Genomic DNA, 18,557 nt, shown 5'->3' on the forward strand with positions numbered 1-18,557 from the left:
CGGAATGCCCATGGATCCGCTTTCAGACCTCCTCTCGCTCTTCAGGCCACACAGTTACTCCTCCGCGGGGTTGGACGCTGGCGGAGAATGGGCAATTCAGTTCAGCACCTTTGACGCCAACAAATTCAATGCCGTTATTTCCGGCCGGTGCTGGCTGGTCATGGACGGCATTCCCGAGCCTATAAGGCTGGAGACCGGCGATTGCTTCCTGATACCCGCAGGGGGACGACGGTTTCGCCTGGCTAGCGATCTCGCCTTGCCCACCGTCGATGCCAGCAACCTCTTTCCTGCGACTCGTGCCGACGGCATCGTGACCTACAACGGCGGTGGCGATTGTTTTCTTGCCGGCAGTCGTTTTACGTTAGCCGCCGAACATGCCCAGTTCCTCATGGGCCAGCTCCCGCCTATCGTGCACATTCGCAACAGCTCGGCGCAGGCCGATCTGCGCTGGTCACTGGAGCGGATGCGATACGAATTGCGCGAAAACCAACCGGGAGGTTCATTACTCGTCAAGCACCTGGCGCACATCATGCTGATTCAGGCCCTGCGAGCGCACCTCGCGCAAGGAGCAACAGAGCATGTCGGTTGGTTTTACGCCTTGGCCGATAGAACCATCGGGACCGCGATCGAAGCCATGCATAGTCAACCCTCCCATCGCTGGACGTTGCAGGCATTAGCCAAGCGCGCCGGACTATCGCGGTCCAGCTTTGCTCTCAGGTTCAAGGCGAAGGTCGGCACCTCACCCATGGAATACCTGGGACGTTGGCGAATGCTGCTGGCGGCGGACAAGTTGTTGAATGCCAACGACTCGATATCATCCATCGCCTTGTCACTCGGTTATGAGTCGGACAGCGCGTTCAGCACCGCTTTCAAACGCATCATGGGGTGTTCGCCCCGGCTCTACGCGGCACGAATGGCAAACCCCGCGCAGAATCAGCTGCTCCCTTGACATCAAAAGGCACAACACCATCGTGCCTTTGTTTTGATCATTTCGCGAAAAGCTGGCTCATATCCTTGAACGCCTTGAATTCCAGCGCATTACCGCAAGGATCGAACAGAAACATCGTGGCCTGCTCCCCCACCTGCCCTTTGAAACGTATGTAAGGCTCGATCACAAACTCGGTGCCAAAGGATTTCAGCCGCTCGGCCAGCGCCTCCCACTCCTGCCAACCCAGAATGATGCCGAAGTGAGGCACCGGCACGTCGTGCCCATCTACCGGGTTGCTGTGGACACTCTCTTGGGAAGCGGTCTTCGGCTGTTCATGAATAACCAACTGATGACCGTAGAAGTTGAAGTCGACCCAGTGGGCGCTGGAGCGGCCCTCTTGCAACCCAAACACCTCGCCATAAAAGGCCCGAGCGCCTGGAAGATCATAAACTGGGATTGCGAGATGGAAGGGAGAAAGGCTCATCATGGCTCCTGTTGCTTTTGTAAGGACCGGGCCATCGTAAGGCCGGGATAAAAACAAGAAAAACAATATATTTCTCTCAGTAACACAATTAATATTTGTGAATGATCAAAGAACTCAAGACCCTTATCGCCGTAGCACGGGAAGGTACTTTCGCTGCCGCAGGCAATAAAATCGGCCTCACCCAGGCGGCGGTCAGCGCGCAGATCCAGCGTCTGGAGGCCGAGCTTGGCTTCGAGATTTTCGACCGCAAGGGACGCTCGGCTCATCTCAATCGGATGGGCCATCAAATACTCTTGCAAGCCCAGGAATTGTTGCGCCTTTACGACAATCTTGGCGCGAGCCCTGCCGGGCTTGCCCCCAGCGTCCTGGTGAACATTGGCGCTATCGCTTCGGTGCAGCGCTCCTTCCTGCCAGACGCGCTCGCCAGGTTTCACCAGCAATGTCCGCAGTGCCGCACGCGGGTCCTTCCCGGCGTGTCGATGGAGTTGATCAACCTGGTGGATGCCGGCGAAATCGACATGGCCGCCATCATCCGCCCGCCTTTCTCGCTGCAAAGCGATCTGCGCTGGATGACGCTGGCGCTGGAGCCGTATCGACTGATCGTTCCGAGCGCGCTCCCCGGAGACGACTGGGCCGAACTGCTTGGCAGCCAACCCTTCATTCGTTATGACCGGGCGTCATTCGGCGGCCGGCAGGTGGACCGTTTCCTGCGCAAGATGCATTTCGCCTTGCATGAAGTCAGCGAGCTGGATGAACTGGAGGCCATCATCAAGCTGGTTGGAAACGGCGTCGGTGTGGCCCTGGTGCCGCAAACCGCGACCCACCGCAAATGGCCTGAGGGTGTACGTGCCCTCGACCTCGCGGAGCACACCTTCCACCGTGATGTCGGGCTCGTCCATCGAACTCGACCAAGCCTTGCCGAACCGGCGGAGATACTGGTGCAACTGATAGCGGCGCAAGCCCAGGCCGACGTTGGGCTCATCCCATAGTCCTGTCCGCAAAAGAACGCGTGGCGCACTTCCTTCAAACAATCTTCCTCACGAAGCTATCGGCCAATACCACCTGATTGCGGCCCCGCTCCTTGGCACTGTAAAGGGCTTGATCGGCCTGCTTGAGCAGTTCGTCTGCCGTCCCCTCCTTGATGAACGCCATCACTGCCAGGCCAATACTCACGGTCACCATGCCGAACGGTGACATTTCGTGGGGCAGTGCCAGGTCTTGCGTCGCTTGGCAAATGGCCTGGGCATGCTCCAAGGCCTTGTCGATCCCCGTGCTGGTGCTGGTGATGAGCACAAATTCCTCGCCGCCGTAACGCGCCAGCCGATCACCCGCCCGCTGGGCATGGGTCTTCAGTGCCTGGGCGACCCTGCGCAAGCAGTCGTCACCCGCCTGATGCCCGTAGTGGTCGTTATATTTCTTGAAATAGTCGACGTCGATCAGCATCAGTGACAGCACGGTGCCTGCACGCAAGCTGCGCCGCCATTCACTGTGCAGCACTTCATCGAAATAGCGACGATTGGCAATACCGGTCAAGCCGTCGGTGTTGCTCAGCTCATACAATTGTCGATTGGCTTTTTCGAGTTCGGCGGTGCGGCCCTGCACCTTGAGTTCCAGATGTTCATGGGCGTCCTGGACCCGCTCGACCATTTTGGCAAAGGCGCGGGCCAACTCACCGATTTCGTCAGAGGAGTGGGTTGGCAACTGCTGGGCACGCAGGCGCTCCTTGCTTATCCCAAGGAGTCGCGCCGCCTGGATCAAGCGGAACAGCGGCGCCGCCACCTGTTTTTGCAGAATGGAACGCAAGATGAAGATTTCCACCAACAGGGTCAGCAGCCCAAGAATAACCACGATCGCCAGGTTATCCAGCACCGCCGGGGTCATCAGCTTGCGCGGGTAATGGACAGCCAGCGCCCAAGGCGTATCGGCAATGAGGCCTATCGCGACGATGTCGTCTTGGGTCTGGACGATCCGCGCCTGGCCAGGCGCCAGCGCGGGAACGGCTTCGAGCAACGGGTAGTATTGAGCCATCTTGAGCGACTGGATGGATGCCTTGCCCTCGCTGCTCTTGACCTGTTCCATGACGCCCGGATGGTAGATCAGCGTGCCTTCATCATTGGCGATGAACAGTGTGCTATACGCACCGTGCATGGCGGGTTTGGCGGTACGTTTCATCAGCTCATCAAGCAGCACATCGACACACGCCAGGATACGGTGCTTGCCGGACCCATCGGCCACATCGGGCGTGGCGATGGTCGTCATCCAGGCATTGTTGGAGAAATCCCAATACATGCGGGTAAACAGTGTGTCGTTGCCGGGCGTGCCGAATCCGCGCTCATAGAACTCATAGGTTTCCAGCTTGAGGGCTTCGGGCCCCGAGTAGGTGAATACCTTGGCGATGTCGGCGTCCTGATAGATGGGGAAGCCTTTTTCGGGCACCACACCGTAGAAATTGAATAGACGGCCCTTGGTGCTGGAACCGTACTTGTGGGACAGGATGTAGGACAGGGCAAAACGCGCCTTGGTGTCGTCGTTGGGCGCGATGTCAGGCGCGTAGGTCGCAGACATCTCGGCAAAGCGGCGCCCGTCGGCCAACGGCTGGCCTTCGAACAGCTGAGGGCGCTGCGTATAGGAGCCGTCTTCGTGACGGTAGAATATCTGCTGGAAGTCGTTCACCAGCCTGGCTTGCATGCCAGGGCGAGACAGGATTTCCTTGAACTCATTGAGAAAGTTCTGTTGCAGATCCTTGATTTCACGAAACGGCAAGGCTTCGCGCTGCAAGGACTGCTCGGTAGACAACAGCAACTGCCCGGTCACCTCTCTTTCGATCGAGGTCGAGTTGACATAATAGGAAATCGCCCCCGCGCTCAACGACACCAAGCCAATGCGGAATATGGCAAGACGCAGTGCGCGCGTGGTGAGCGAGTTCTTACGGGATACGACCTCAGGGGATTCTTGCACCATCTATCAACTTCCTTTACTGACCCCGCACCGAAACCTGCGATCCCCCTTTTATGCATAGGGCGATGACGCTTGATCGGTAAAACTGGGTTACTGCCGAGGGCCAGAGATTTACCCCCTCTCAATATGTAACGGACCCGTTGCTCCGTTACTTGAGCGGTTTGTCGATAAATAAAGTGGGTGGACATTCCAATCATCCGCATGGGTGCTAACGGCCTTTGAATTAACCGCCTTGATCCGGTATCGACTCAAGGTTTTTATCGACGGGATGATCTATACCTTCAGAGACACGCGGTCAGGCCAATGCAACAGACTGACGTGTCCAGATAAACGACTGCGGCGAACCCGCGCGGGATGCGCCGCATCACATAAAATCGGCCAGCAGCACGCTGCTCCCGGCGCCGCCTCGTAGAATGACGCCCCCACTTTTCCATGCCTGAAGTATCGATCATGAGCCCGAGCAAACGCGTCTTGAATGCACCCACCAGAGCGCTATCCAGGCTTTGTCTGCTGTTACCGCTGTTGGTTGTCAGCAACGCACGCGGTGAACCCTTGGAGATAGAACTGCATATCCTCGACGCACCGCCGCTGACATTCGTCGACGACCCCAGGGGCCACGGAATCGTCGGCGATGTCGCCGTGGCAGCCATGACCAAGGCCGGGTACGCCGTGAAAATCCATGTGCTCCCCTGGGCCAGGGCACAAAAGCACGTCAGTGAAGAACACGACCACTTGATCACACCCCTCTCGCGCATCCCCACCCGCGAGGATCGCTTCACCTGGATCGCCTCGATCATGCCCATGGAGCGCGCTTTTTTCAGCCTTGAGCGGCGCGTGAGCAGCTTCGCCCAAGCGAAGGAAACCTACCGCAAGATCGGCGTCGGCCTGGGCAGCGCACAGGAAGATATCCTGCGCACCGAAGGGTTCAGCGATGAACAGATCTATCCGCTGGCCATTGGCGACAACCCCGCCCAAATGCTGTTGATGGGGCGTATCGATGCCTGGTTCAACGGCGTGCCGGAGAGTCTGTACATCTGGCCGAAGGTGTCCAAGCGCAAACTGCTCATGAGCAAGGTCGGCAGCAGCGCTGACCTTTACCTGGCCTGCTCGAAGCAATGCTCGCCAAAAATGGTCGAGGATTTGCGCGAAGCGGTTGAAGCGCTTCGCGCGGATGGGACAGTCAAGCGGGTCCATGATGTTTATTTGCCGGACTAGGCTTGAGCCAGGTCACCCGGCGACCATCAATAAATTTGATATAAAAGGAAACAAAGCCCGTACTTGAGCAATCCACCCACTCAAGACTTGCCGAAGCCAATGTGGGAGCGAGCTTGCTCGCGATAGCGGTATGACCGCCAATGAAGATGTTGAATGTGAGCCTGCTATCGCGAGCAAGCTCGCTCCCACAGGTTTTCTGCTGATCATTCCAGCCAACGCACCACCCCTGTGGCGAGGGAGCTTGCTCCCGCTGGGCTGCGTAGCGGCCCCTCTTTGTGAGCGCTTCGCGCTCAAGCGGGAGCAAGCTCCCTCGCCACGGCTTCCCTTGCTTTGTCCAAAGTGCCCCGCACTCCCGGACTAGAGGCCTTATCGATGGCTTATATCATTCTGAGTGATAGTTACCTTTGCTTCATTCGATTCGTTCCTCTGCCTTGCGCCACGCATCATCCGCCCATTCTCAATACATTGGCGGATGCTATCCATGGAACATTCACTTTCAAAACTGCGTTTTCCCCTCGCGCTGCTGGCGGTGCTGGTGATGAGCGCCTGCGGCAAGACTCCCGACACGGCAGCGTCCATGCCGCCGGCCAAAGTCAGTGTGGCCAAGGTATTGGAGCAACCTGTCAACGAATGGGATGAGTTCACCGGGCGCCTTGAAGCGCCGGAAACCGTCGAGATCCGCCCACGGGTTTCCGGGCAGATCGACGAAGTGGCCTTCACCGAAGGTGCGCTGGTCAAGAAAGGCGACCTGTTGTTCCAGATCGACCCACGCCCCTTCCAGGCTGAAGTACGTCGTCTCGAAGCCCAACTGGCCCAAGCCCGCGCTACCGCCACCCGCAGCGAGAACGAAGCCCAGCGTGGCGAACGCCTGCGCTTGAGCAATGCCATTTCCGCCGAGCTGGCCGACTCGCGCACCAGCGCCGCCCAGGAAGCCCGCGCTGCCGCTGCGGCCATCCAGGCACAATTGGACCTGGCCAAGCTGAACCTGAGCTTCACCCGGGTGACCTCGCCCATCAGCGGTCGCGTCAGCCGGGCGGCCATCACCGCCGGCAACCTGGTGACCGCCGACGTCACCCCGCTCACCAGCGTGGTCTCCACGGACAAGGTCTACGCCTACTTCGATGCCGACGAACGTGTCTTCCTCAAGTACACCCAACTTGCCCGCCAGGGCCAGCGCGGCCAGGCCACTCCGGTCTACATGGGCCTGTCCAACGAAGACGGCAACCCGCACCAGGGCCAGATGAACTTCGTTGACAACCAGGTCAACCCGCAGACCGGCACCATTCGTGGTCGCGCCGTGTTCGACAACAAGGACGGCGCCTACACCCCAGGCCTCTATGCCCGTCTGAAGCTGGTGGGCAGCGGCACTTACGCCGCCGTGCTGATCAACGACGAAGCCGTCGGCACCGACCTGGGCAAGAAATTCGTGCTGGTGATGGACGCCGAGAACAAGCCGGCCTATCGCGCCGTCGAACTGGGTCCGAAGATCGAAGGCCTGCGCATCGTGCGCAGCGGCCTGAGCAAGAACGACACCATCATCGTCAAAGGGCTGCAACGAGCTCGTCCAGGTGCACCGGTCACGCCTGAAACCGTGCCGATGGCCAGCGATGAAACCATCGCCGCCCTGGCACAACAACGTAAAGCGCTCGAAGCCAGCAACCTGCCCCAAGTCGCGCCATCCAAGGACGCGTCAGGGGCGGCAGGCAAATTGGCCGCTGCCACCCCACGCGGTTAAGGGACTGAATCCAAGATGAAATTTTCCCAGTTCTTCATTTCGCGGCCGATCTTCGCAGCAGTGCTTTCGCTGCTGATCCTGATCGCCGGCGCCATCTCGCTGTTCCAATTGCCGATCAGCGAATACCCGGAAGTCGTGCCGCCGACCGTGGTCGTGCGCGCCAACTTCCCGGGCGCCAACCCCAAGGTCATCGGCGAGACCGTGGCCGCGCCCCTGGAGCAAGCCATCACCGGCGTCGAGAACATGCTGTACATGTCCTCGCAATCCACCGCTGACGGCAAGATCACCCTGACCATCACCTTTGCCCTGGGCACCGACCTGGACAACGCCCAGGTGCAGGTGCAGAACCGCGTCACCCGGACCGAGCCCAAACTGCCGGAAGAAGTGACCCGGATCGGCATCACGGTGGACAAGGCATCGCCCGACCTGACCATGGTCGTGCACTTGACCTCGCCGGACAAACGCTACGACATGCTCTACCTGTCCAACTACGCCCTGCTCAACATCAAGGATGAGCTGGCGCGCCTGGGCGGCGTGGGTGATGTGCAGCTGTTCGGCATGGGTGACTACTCCCTGCGAGTCTGGCTGGATCCGAACAAGACCGCTTCGCGCAACCTGACCGCCACCGACGTGGTCACCGCGATCCGTGAACAGAACCGCCAGGTGGCTGCCGGCGCCCTGGGTGCACCGCCAGCGCCCAGTGCCCAGGCTTTTCAGCTCTCGATCAACACCCAGGGTCGCCTGGTGAATGAGGAAGAGTTCGAGAACATCATCATTCGTTCCGGCGCCAACGGCGAGATCACTCGCCTGAAAGACATCGCCCGGGTCGAACTGGGTTCCAGCCAATACGCCCTGCGTTCGCTACTGGACAACCAGCCGGCGGTGGCGATTCCGATCTTCCAGCGTCCGGGCTCCAACGCCATCCAGATCTCCAACGACGTCCGCGAGAAGATGGAAGAGCTGAAGAAGGGCTTCCCGGCCGGGATGGACTACAGCATCGTCTATGACCCGACGATCTTCGTCCGTGGCTCCATCGAGGCAGTGGTACATACCCTGTTCGAAGCACTGATTCTCGTGGTGCTGGTGGTGATCCTGTTCCTGCAGACCTGGCGCGCCTCGATCATTCCGTTGGTGGCGGTGCCGGTTTCGCTGATCGGTACATTCGCGGTAATGCACCTGTTTGGCTTCTCGTTGAATGCCCTCTCGCTGTTCGGCCTGGTACTGGCGATCGGTATCGTGGTGGACGACGCGATCGTGGTGGTGGAGAACGTCGAGCGAAACATCGAACTGGGGCTCACCCCGGTGGAGGCGACCAAGCGCGCCATGGGCGAAGTGACTGGCCCGATCATCGCAACCGCCCTGGTGCTGTGCGCGGTGTTCGTTCCGGCAGCGTTCATCAGTGGCTTGACCGGGCAGTTCTATAAGCAGTTCGCCCTGACCATTGCCATCTCCACGGTGATTTCGGCAGTCAATTCCCTGACCCTGTCGCCGGCCCTGGCTGCCGTATTGCTCAAGGGTCATGACGCGCCCAAGGACCGTTTCTCCAAGTTCCTCGACAAGCTCTTCGGCGGCTGGCTGTTCCGTCCGTTCAACCGCTTCTTCGAGCGCGCCAGCCACGGTTACGTGGGCACCGTCGCCCGAGTGATTCGTAGCAGCGGCATCGCCCTGGTGCTCTATGCGGGCCTGATGGTGTTGACCTTCTTCGGTTTCTCCACCACCCCGACCGGTTTCGTGCCCGGCCAGGACAAGCAATACCTGGTGGCCTTCGCCCAATTGCCGGACGCCGCGAGCCTGGACCGTACCGAAGACGTGATCAAGCGCATGTCGGACCTGGCCCTCAAGCAACCGGGCGTTGAAAGCGCCGTGGCCTTCCCAGGCCTGTCGATCAACGGTTTCACCAACAGCCCGAACGCCGGCATCGTGTTCGTGACCCTCAAGCCTTTCGACGAGCGCAAGGACCCGAGCATGTCGGCCGGTGCCATCGCCGGCGCCTTGAACGGCCAGTTCGCCGGGATCCAGGAAGCCTACATGGCGATCTTCCCGCCGCCGCCGGTACAGGGCCTGGGTACGATCGGTGGTTTCCGCCTGCAAATCGAAGACCGGGGCAACCTGGGCTACGACGAGCTGTACAAAGAAACCATGAACATCATCACCAAGAGCCATAGCGTGCCGGAACTGGCCGGGTTGTTCACCAGCTACACCGTGAACGTGCCCCAGGTCGATGCCGCCATCGACCGTGAAAAAGCCAAGACCCACGGCGTGGCCGTCAGCGACATCTTCGACACCCTGCAGATCTACCTGGGTTCGTTGTATGCCAACGACTTCAACCGCTTCGGCCGTACCTACCAGGTCAACGTCCAGGCCGAGCAGCAGTTCCGTCTCGAGTCAGACCAGATCGGCCAGCTCAAGGTGCGCAACAACCGTGGCGAGATGATCCCGCTGGCGACCTTCATCAAGGTCAGCGATACCTCGGGGCCAGACCGCGTGATGCACTACAACGGCTTCATCACCGCTGAAATCAACGGTGCCGCCGCCCCGGGCTACAGCTCCGGCCAGGCTGAAAAAGCCATCGAGAAACTGCTCAAGGACGAACTGCCCAACGGCATGACGTACGAGTGGACCGACCTGACGTACCAGCAGATCCTCTCGGGCAACACCGCGCTGTTCGTGTTCCCGCTCTGCGTACTGCTGGCGTTCCTGGTGCTCGCGGCACAGTACGAAAGCTGGAGCCTGCCATTGGCGGTGATCCTGATCGTACCGATGACCCTGCTGTCGGCCATTACCGGGGTGATTCTCTCCGGTGGCGACAACAACATCTTTACCCAGATCGGCTTGATCGTACTGGTGGGGCTTGCCTGCAAGAACGCGATCCTGATCGTCGAGTTCGCCAAGGATAAACAGCTCGAAGGCATGAAGCCGCTGGCGGCGGTCCTCGAAGCGTGCCGCCTGCGTCTGCGGCCGATCCTGATGACCTCCTTCGCCTTCATCATGGGTGTGGTGCCCCTGGTGTTCTCCAGCGGTGCTGGTGCGGAAATGCGCCATGCCATGGGTGTGGCGGTGTTCTCCGGGATGCTCGGCGTGACCTTCTTCGGCCTGCTGCTCACCCCTGTGTTCTATGTACTGATCCGCAACTTCGTCGAGCGCAGCGAGGCCCGCAAGGCGGCCCGGGCTTTGAAACTGGAGGCGCAACAATGAGTTTGAAAGCGTTTGTGCCGAGCTTGCTGGTATTGGCCTTGAGTGCCTGCGCCGTGGGCCCGGACTACAAGGCCCCGCAAACGGAGGCGGCGAATATCACCACCGCCACCGACGGCGCCGCCGGCCAGAAGAATTTCGACCGTGCCCGGTTCGAAGGCATCTGGTGGCAGCAGTTCGACGACCCGACCCTTAACGCGTTGGTGACCCGCTCCCTGGAAGGCAACCGCGAGTTGCGCGTAGCCTTCGCCCGTCTGCGGGCCGCCCGGGCGATTCGCGATGACGCCAGCAATGACGCCATGCCGACCATCACCAGCCGTGCCAGCAGCAACCTGGGCAAAGGCCAGATCCCGGGGCAAACCACCGACCGGGTCAATACCGAGCGTTACGACCTGGGCCTGGACATGGCCTGGGAGCTGGACTTGTTCGGACGCATCCAGCGCAACCTGGAAGCCACCGATGCCAATCAGCAGGCGATCGAAGCCGATCTCTATCAGTTGCAGGTGACCATGATCGCCGAACTGGTGGACGCCTACGGTCAATTGCGCGGTGCGCAACTGCGGGAAAAGATCGCCCTGGCGAACCTGAAGAACCAGCAGGATTCGCGCAAGATCACCGAAAGCCTGCGTGATGCCGGCGTCGGCGATCAGCTCGATGTGGTGCGGGCCGATGCCCGCTTGGCCTCGGTGGAAGCCAGCGTGCCGCAGCTGCAGGCCGAACAGGTGCGCCAACGCAATCGCATCGCCACATTGCTGGGCGAGCGTCCGGACAAGCTCAGCGTGGACCTGAGCCCGAAACAGTTGCCAGCCATCGCCAAGGCCCTGCCCATCGGCGACCCGGGTGAACTGCTGCAACGGCGCCCGGACATTCTCAGTGCCGAACGCCAACTGGCCGCTGCCACGGCGCGCATCGGCGTGGCCAAGGCCGACCTGTTCCCACGGGTCAGCCTGAGCGGTTTCCTCGGTTTCACCGCCGGACGTGGCTCGCAGATCGGCTCCTCGGCGGCCAACGCCTGGGCGTTGGGCCCGAGCATTACCTGGGCCGCTTTCGACCTGGGCAGCGTGCGGGCTCGCTTGCGCGGTGCCGACGCCGAGGCGGATGGCGCCCTGGCGACCTACGAGCAGCAAGTACTGCTGGCCCTGGAAGAATCGGAGAACGCCTTCAGTGATTACGGCAAGCGCCAACAACGGTTGATCTCGCTGATCCGCCAGAGTGAATCGAGCCGCGCCGCCGCCGACCTCGCCGAGATTCGCTACCGCGAAGGCACTGTGGATTTCCTCGTGCTGCTCGACGCCCAGCGCGAACGCCTGGCCGCCGAAGACACCCAGGCCCAGGCCGAAGTGGACCTGTACCGCGGCATCGTCGCGATCTACAAGGCCCTGGGCGGCGGCTGGAAACCGGAGACCGTTGCCAGCAACTGATCGCCTTCTCGACCGAGCTCCTTTGGTTGGCCGCAACCAGCCAAATTTTTGCCCCGCGTCTCATTTGGACGCGGGGCTTTTTTTCGGCTGGCGCTAACCTCCACCTCCTCCTGTAGGAGCGCCTGTGGGAGCAAAGCTTGCTCGCGATAGCGGCGGGTCAGTTACGTTGATGCTAAATGAGCCGCCCTCATCGCGGGCAAGCCTTGCTCCCACATTGACTCGGGCAAGCTTACCCTGGGCGCATGAGATGCTTCACAGGGTTTGACTCAAGCCCCCACCTGACCGAAGCTTGCGACATTTCACGCTTCTGGTAATGGATTCCCTGCATGCCCTCGCCTCGCCGCCGCTATCTGCTCCTCAGCCTCTGTGTCCTGTTGGTGATTGGTCTTGTCGCGGTATGGCTGCGCAGCACCACGCCGCAGATCCCCGAAGCGATCAAGCGAGGCTACAGTGAAGCCTTGGGAAGCGCCCGCAACGGGCAGCCAGGAGCGGCGCGGATGCTTTACCAGCAATTGGGGCGTCCGGACCTTTCGCCCAAGCGCCGCGTGTGGCTGCACGCCGAACTGCCCAACTACCCCAGCCCCCAAGCCCTGAAGCTGGCGGATGCGGACCTGCACAGCGAATCGCCGGACGTGCGTCGGGCCGCCATCGGCAGCGTTGTCGGGCTGGTACCGACAGGCCAGCGCAGCCTGTTGCTCGGCCCGCTCCTGGACGATGACGACCAGAACGTCCGGTTCGCCGCCGTGAACGCGCTGCTGGGTTTGTCGCCGGATGATCTCGGCCTGTATTTCGGGGCGATGCAGTTAGCCATCGACACCTGGGAACAGGTGCTCGAGGACGGTCCGAAAACCGCTGAGACCCACTACCAGCTCGCCCGACTGCACCTGCACAACGCCGAACTGAAGAAAGCCCAACTGGCCCTTGAACAGGCCTTGCGCCTGCAACCGGACAACCTGCCAGCGCTGGTCATGCAGATCGAGGTGCTGGACAAACAGGGCCAAAGCGAAGCCGCACGATTATTGCTCGCCCGACAGTTGCAAACCCAGCCAGCGTCGGCTTATCTGCAACATGCGCTGGGCATGTGGCTGCTGCAACACGGCCAGAACGAGTATGCGGTGCTCGGCTTGGCAAAAGCGGTGGAACTGGAGCCCGAGAACCGCCATTACCGCTATGACCTGGCGACCACCCTGCATGCCGAGCAGGAAGTGGAAGCGGCGCAGAAACAGCTGCAGGAAATCGTCCAGCGCTACCCCGCCGACCGCAAGGCTCGGGTGCTGCTGATCAACTATTGGAAGGAGACCGGCCAGTTGCAGAATGTTCAAATCCTGCTGGCGCAACTTGAACAGTTGAACCCCGACGACCCGGCGCTGCAACAGGGTCTGTAGGAGCTGCCGAAGGCTCGGGCCGCGTTCGGACGATCTTTTGATCTTAATCTTTCACTTGCGACTCAATTGTCCGGGACAAGATCGCAGCCTCGCTTCGCTCGACAGCTCCTACAAAGTTGTGCAATACACCGCGTTTTATCGACGTAAGCGGAACCGCCATCACCGCCAAAGGTCAAGTGTTCAGGCAGTTGAATTCAGGCGTTACCCCGCCTGCTGCCCACTTCCCTAGTCATGAGAGGGCTATTTTTGTCTACATCTAACGAGTTGATCAGTGCAAAAGCCGCCACCGGCATCGAAGGACTGGACGATGTCCTTTCCGGTGGTTTGTCCCGCGGCCATGTGTTCCTGCTTGAGGGGGAACCGGGGACTGGTAAGACCACGGTCGCGCTGCATTTTCTGTTGGCCGGCGCCAAGGCTGGCGAGCGCTCGTTGTACATCACGCTATCGGAAACCGAGCGTGAACTGCGTCAGGGCGCAACCTCCCACGGGTGGACGCTGGACGACAACATTCATATTTTCGAACTGACCCCGCCCGAAAGCCTGCTCAATGCCGAGCACCAGCAGAGCCTGCTGTACTCCTCGGACCTGGAGCTGGGCGAGGCGACCCGGCAGATCTTCGAAGTGGTCGAACGGGTCAAGCCGACCCGGGTGGTGCTCGACAGCCTGTCGGAGATTCGCCTGCTGGCGCAAAGCTCCTTGCGCTATCGTCGCCAGATCCTCGCGATCAAGCACTACTTCGTGCGTTACGACGCCACGGTCCTGTTGCTCGACGACCTGACCACCGAGTCCCTCGACAAGACGGTCCACAGTGTCGCCCACGGGGTGATTCGCCTGGAAGAACTGACCCCCAACTATGGCGCCGAACGGCGGCGTATCCGGGTGGTCAAGTATCGCGGGCAGAAATACCGCGGCGGTTACCATGACTTCACCATCATGGGCGACGGCGTACACGTCTTCCCACGCCTGGTGGCCGCCGAACACCGAGGCCAATACCTGCGCCAGCAACTCTCCAGCGGCATCGGCGAACTGGACGCGCTGCTGGGTGGCGGTATCGAGACCGGCTCCAGTACGTTGATCCTGGGCCCGGCGGGGACCGGCAAGTCGCTGATCTCGCTGATTTTTGCTGCAGCCGCCGTACATCGTGGCGAGAAGGCCGCGCTGTTCATCTTCGATGAAGAACTGGGCTTGCTGTTCGAACGCATGAAAAACATCGGCATCGACCTGCAGGCCCTGCAAGAGACCGGCAACCTGCTGATCGAACAAGTGGACGCCGCCGAGCTGTCCCCTGGCGAGTTCTCCCACCGCGTGCGCCGTTGTGTCGATGAGGGCGATATCAAGACCGTAGTCATCGACAGCATCAATGGCTATCAGGCGGCCATGCCGGAAGAGAACGCCCTGGTCCTGCACATGCATGAATTGTTGCTCTACCTCAACCGCAAGGGCGCGGCGACCTTCATGACTGTTGCACAGCACGGTCTGGTCGGCGACATGCAGGCGCCCGTGGACATTACTTACCTGGCTGACACGGTGATTCTTTTGCGTTATTTCGAAGCACTGGGCAAGGTGCGCCGGGCGATTTCCATCATCAAGAAACGCACCGGCAGCCATGAGTCGACCATCCGCGAATATCGCATCAGCGGCTTGGGCATGACCATCGGCGAGCCGCTCGAGGCGTTCCAAGGCGTCCTGCGAGGGGTGCCCACTTACATGGGCGAGAGCAACCCGCTGCTCGGGGATGAACACCGGTGACGCTGGCCGAGCCCCTGTCCGAGCGGGCGCTGATCCTCGCGCCGCTGGGACGGGACAGCCAGATCGCCTTGATGATCCTCAATGAAGCCGGTTTCGCCGGCCTCATTTGCCGTCATCTGGGCCATTTGTGCGAAGAATTGGAAAAAGGCGCCGGCCTGCTGGTGATTTCCTCGGAAGCCCTGGTGGGGCCCGATCTGGAAGCGCTGTTCCTGCACATCGAACAGCAGCCGGCCTGGTCTGACCTGCCCATTGTCTTGCTGACCCATCACGGCGGCCCGGAACAGAACCCGGCGGCGCGTATCGGTACGCAACTGGGCAACGTGACCTTCCTCGAGCGCCCTTTCCACCCAGTGACCCTGATCAGCCTGGTGACCACCGCCCTGCGCGGCCGTCGAAGGCAGTACGAAGCCCGCGACCGCCTGATCGACCTGAGCAACAGCGAACTGCGCCTGCAAACCACCCTTGAAACCCTCGAGCAGCAGGTGGAAGAACGCACCGCCCAGTTGCGCCATAACGAAGAAGCCCTGCGCCAGTCGCAGAAAATGGAAGCGGTCGGCCAACTCACCGGCGGTATCGCCCATGACTTCAACAATATGCTCACCGGGATCATCGGCAGCCTCGAACTGCTGCGTCGGCGCCTGGCCCGGGGCCGCACCGAGGACCTGGACAGCCTCATCGACCTGGGCGTGACCTCGGCCAACCGCGCCGCCGGCCTGACCCATCGCCTGCTGGCTTTTTCCCGTCGGCAATCACTGGACTCCAAGGCCGTCCAGATGAATACGCTGGTGCTGTCCATGGGCGAGTTGCTGCAACGCAGCCTCAACGAAAGCATCCGCCTGGACATGCAACTGGACGAGCAGCTCTGGGTCGCCGAAGCCGACCCCAACCAACTGGAGAGCGCCCTGCTCAACCTGGTCCTCAACGCCCGGGATGCCATGCCCAATGGCGGGAACCTGGTGGTAAAGACCTGCAACCAGCACCTGGACGCCGATTTTACCGACGCCTACACCAACCTGGCACCCGGCGACTATGTGGTGCTGAGCGTGCAGGACAGCGGTTGCGGCATGCCCGAAGCGATCATCGGTCGTGCGTTCGATCCGTTCTTCACCACCAAGCCAATCGGCCAGGGCACGGGGCTGGGCCTGTCGATGATCTATGGGTTCAGCAAGCAATCGCGCGGGCATGTGACCATCGACAGCGAAGTCGACAAAGGCACCACTGTGAACCTTTACCTGCCGCGCTTTCGCGGTGAGCAAATACACGAGCCCCAGGTCACCACCCCACACGCACCGTATGCGCAGGACGGTGAGACCGTGCTGATCGTCGAGGACGATCCAGCGGTGCGAGTGCTGGTGAGCGCGGTGTTGAGCGAACTGGGCTATGCCTTCGTGGAAGCGGCCGACGCCAACGGCGCAGTCCCAATCCTCCAGTCAGGCCAACGCATCGACCTGCTGATCAGCGACGTGGGCCTGCCCGGCATGAATGGCCGGCAACTGGCGGAAATCGGCCGGCAGATCCGTCCGGATTTGCGGGTATTGTTCATCACCGGCTACGCGGAACATGCAGCGGTACGCGGCGGTTTCCTGGACCCGGGGATGCAGATGATCACCAAGCCGTTCACGTTTGATTTGTTGACGGCCAAGGTGCGGGAGATGATCACGGTTCCTTGATTCAGTGAGAAGGTCCTTAACTCTGTGGGAAGATCCTTGATTCTGTGGGAGCAAAGCTTGCTCGCGATGAAGTCACCTCGGTTTCAGAAAGACCGAGCAGCCCTCATCGCGGGCAAGCCTTGCTCCCACAAAAGCCTTGCCCAATCCAAACAATACTTTTGAAACCTACGACAACATCGACTGCATGATGCTCTGCAGCTCATCCAGGTCGAACGGCTTGTCCAGGATCGGCGCCTTGCGGGTAATGGGGCTGTCAGTGTCGCGCACTTCCTGCGCGTAGCCACTGATGAAAATGACCTTCAGCTCTGGACGCAACTTGACCGCAGGCTCGGCGATCTGCACGCCGGAGATACCACCCGGCAGGCGGAAATCGGTAATCATCATGTCCAGATGAGGCTTGCTCGCCAGGATCTCGAACGCCTGGGCACCGTTTTCGGCCTGTAGCACCCGGTATCCCTCGCCCGACAGGTAGGCCGACAACACCATCAGGATCGATGGGTCATCCTCGACGATCAATACAACATCTTGCGCATCTTCACTCATGAGAAGCCTTTGTTCGATCAATAGCTGCTGATACGACCTTGGGGTCTCGCAGAGGTTGCGTCTGTTCGGCGGTTTTGTCCAAGACAGTTTTCTGCAAAGGCAGGCAAACACGAAACAAGGCCCCTTCATTGAGGCGACTGTTGACCGTGATTGTTCCGCCATGGGCCGCGACAATCTGCTCGGAAATGAACAGCCCCAGCCCGAGGCCAGCAGCGGCCGCCTTGGACGATACGCGCTCGAATTGCTGGAAGATACGTTTCTGGTTTTCCTCGCTGATACCGATGCCATGATCCTGGACCTCGATACAGGCGTGGTCGGGCGTCTTGTAGACGCGCACCTCGATCGGGCCCTTGCCACCGTAGCGCAACGCATTGGTCAACAAGTTCGAGATCACCTGCTCGATACGAAACTCATCCCAAAGCCCTTCCACCGAGGGTTCGGCCAGGCAGGTCAACGAGCATTCGGCGACGGCGATCTGCGGCTGGAAATTGCGCAGCAGGTTTTCCACCAATGCTGTCAGGTTGAAACGGGTTGGACGGATCGACAGTTTGCCGGTGCGAATCCGCGAGACATCCAGCATGTCCTCGATCAGCCGGATCAGGCTCTTGATCTGCCGCTCGTCGCGCTCGACCATCGCCCGCACCTTGCCCAGGCTGAAGGCTGCGGCGTTGTCCCGGGCCAGGTGCATCTTGCGCAGTTGTGTTTCGAGAATGAGGCCATTGAGGGGCGTGCGCACCTCGTGGGCGACGATGGACATGAAATCGTCACGCATGCGCACAGCCTGCTCCAGCTCGCCACGGGTGGCCTCCAGTTGCTGCAACAGAACCTCCTGCTCGCGGCGACTCTGCTCAAGGGCTACGACCTGCTCCTTCATGGCCTTTCGCTGACGGTACAACTCGACGAACACATTGACCTTGCTTTTGACCGCCTGGGTGTCCAGCGGCTTGTGCAGGAAGTCCACCGCACCGTTTTCATAACCGGTGAAGGCATAATTGCGTTCACGACCTGCGGCACTGACGAAAATGATCGGGATGCTGCGGGTCTTCTCCGTGCCGCGCATCAGCTCGGCCAGTTGGAAACCGTTCATCTCCGGCATCTGCACATCGATGATGGCCAGGGCAAAGTCGTGTTGCAGCAGCAGGGACAAAGCTTCGTCCGCCGACAGGGCCTTGAAGACCTCGCGGTCGCCCCCCTTGATCAACGCTTCCAGGGCCAACAGATTCTCAGGCAGATCATCGACGATCAGCAGTTTGGCTTGAATATCTCTTGGCATGTGG

General features: G+C 60.5%; 13 protein-coding genes. 9 read left to right on the forward strand and 4 right to left on the reverse strand.

The annotated features are described in order from the left end of the window. Positions 1-10 precede the first annotated feature (10 nt). The gene (locus tag QMK47_RS15780) at positions 11-949 is read left to right on the forward strand and encodes an AraC family transcriptional regulator (protein ID WP_253475153.1); all 939 of its coding nucleotides are present in this window, start codon (positions 11-13) and stop codon (positions 947-949) included. Positions 950-986: 37 nt separating this feature from the next. Here QMK47_RS15780 and QMK47_RS15785 read toward each other — a convergent pair whose 3' ends face one another. After that, positions 987-1,412 (reverse strand): VOC family protein, encoded by a 426-nt coding sequence (locus tag QMK47_RS15785; RefSeq protein ID WP_018601473.1) that lies wholly within the window; start codon positions 1,410-1,412, stop codon positions 987-989. Between the two features lie 101 nt (positions 1,413-1,513). On the opposite strand from QMK47_RS15785, the gene QMK47_RS15790 reads away from it, so the two are divergent. Next, entirely contained in the window at positions 1,514-2,401 is an 888-nt protein-coding gene (locus QMK47_RS15790; protein ID WP_253475158.1) for a LysR substrate-binding domain-containing protein, read from the forward strand. 34 nt (positions 2,402-2,435) lie between these two features. Here QMK47_RS15790 and QMK47_RS15795 read toward each other — a convergent pair whose 3' ends face one another. Then, positions 2,436-4,373, reverse strand: coding sequence for a GGDEF domain-containing protein (locus tag QMK47_RS15795; RefSeq protein ID WP_258688190.1), 1,938 nt, complete (start codon positions 4,371-4,373; stop codon positions 2,436-2,438). A 447-nt stretch (positions 4,374-4,820) separates the two neighbouring features. Here QMK47_RS15795 and QMK47_RS15800 point away from each other — a divergent pair, with 447 nt between their 5' ends. From QMK47_RS15800 to QMK47_RS15830, 7 genes are all read left to right on the forward strand, one after another. Beyond that, a complete protein-coding gene (locus QMK47_RS15800; protein ID WP_320388702.1) occupies positions 4,821-5,585 on the forward strand; it encodes an ABC transporter substrate-binding protein in 765 nt (254 codons plus the stop codon). A 481-nt stretch (positions 5,586-6,066) separates the two neighbouring features. Beyond that, positions 6,067-7,320: a multidrug efflux RND transporter periplasmic adaptor subunit MexE gene (gene mexE / locus QMK47_RS15805; RefSeq protein ID WP_092142931.1), complete on the forward strand. Its 1,254-nt coding sequence runs from the start codon at positions 6,067-6,069 to the stop codon at positions 7,318-7,320. A gap of 15 nt (positions 7,321-7,335) precedes the next feature. Further along, a complete protein-coding gene (locus QMK47_RS15810) occupies positions 7,336-10,515 on the forward strand; it encodes an efflux RND transporter permease subunit (RefSeq protein WP_320388703.1) in 3,180 nt (1,059 codons plus the stop codon). Then, entirely contained in the window at positions 10,512-11,933 is a 1,422-nt protein-coding gene (locus QMK47_RS15815) for an efflux transporter outer membrane subunit (RefSeq protein ID WP_003202299.1), read from the forward strand. The genes QMK47_RS15810 and QMK47_RS15815 overlap by 4 nt, the downstream gene beginning before the upstream one ends. 326 nt (positions 11,934-12,259) lie before the next feature. After that, entirely contained in the window at positions 12,260-13,318 is a 1,059-nt protein-coding gene (locus tag QMK47_RS15820) for a tetratricopeptide repeat protein (protein WP_214510263.1), read from the forward strand. A 246-nt stretch (positions 13,319-13,564) separates the two neighbouring features. After that, positions 13,565-15,067: an ATPase domain-containing protein gene (locus tag QMK47_RS15825; RefSeq protein ID WP_024618349.1), complete on the forward strand. Its 1,503-nt coding sequence runs from the start codon at positions 13,565-13,567 to the stop codon at positions 15,065-15,067. Further along, entirely contained in the window at positions 15,064-16,737 is a 1,674-nt protein-coding gene (locus QMK47_RS15830) for a response regulator (protein WP_258688195.1), read from the forward strand. Before QMK47_RS15825 ends, QMK47_RS15830 begins: the two co-directional genes overlap by 4 nt. Before the next feature lie 165 nt (positions 16,738-16,902). Here the strand turns inward: QMK47_RS15830 and QMK47_RS15835 are convergent, their stop codons facing one another. Continuing rightward, a complete protein-coding gene (locus QMK47_RS15835; RefSeq protein ID WP_014338183.1) occupies positions 16,903-17,280 on the reverse strand; it encodes a response regulator in 378 nt (125 codons plus the stop codon). Next, positions 17,273-18,553 (reverse strand): hybrid sensor histidine kinase/response regulator, encoded by a 1,281-nt coding sequence (locus tag QMK47_RS15840; RefSeq protein WP_320388704.1) that lies wholly within the window; start codon positions 18,551-18,553, stop codon positions 17,273-17,275. The genes QMK47_RS15835 and QMK47_RS15840 overlap by 8 nt, the downstream gene beginning before the upstream one ends. Between the last annotated feature and the right edge of the window lie 4 nt (positions 18,554-18,557).

Source organism: Pseudomonas sp. P9_35, assembly GCF_034008205.1.
Taxonomy (GTDB): Bacteria; Pseudomonadota; Gammaproteobacteria; order Pseudomonadales; family Pseudomonadaceae; genus Aquipseudomonas; species Aquipseudomonas kilonensis.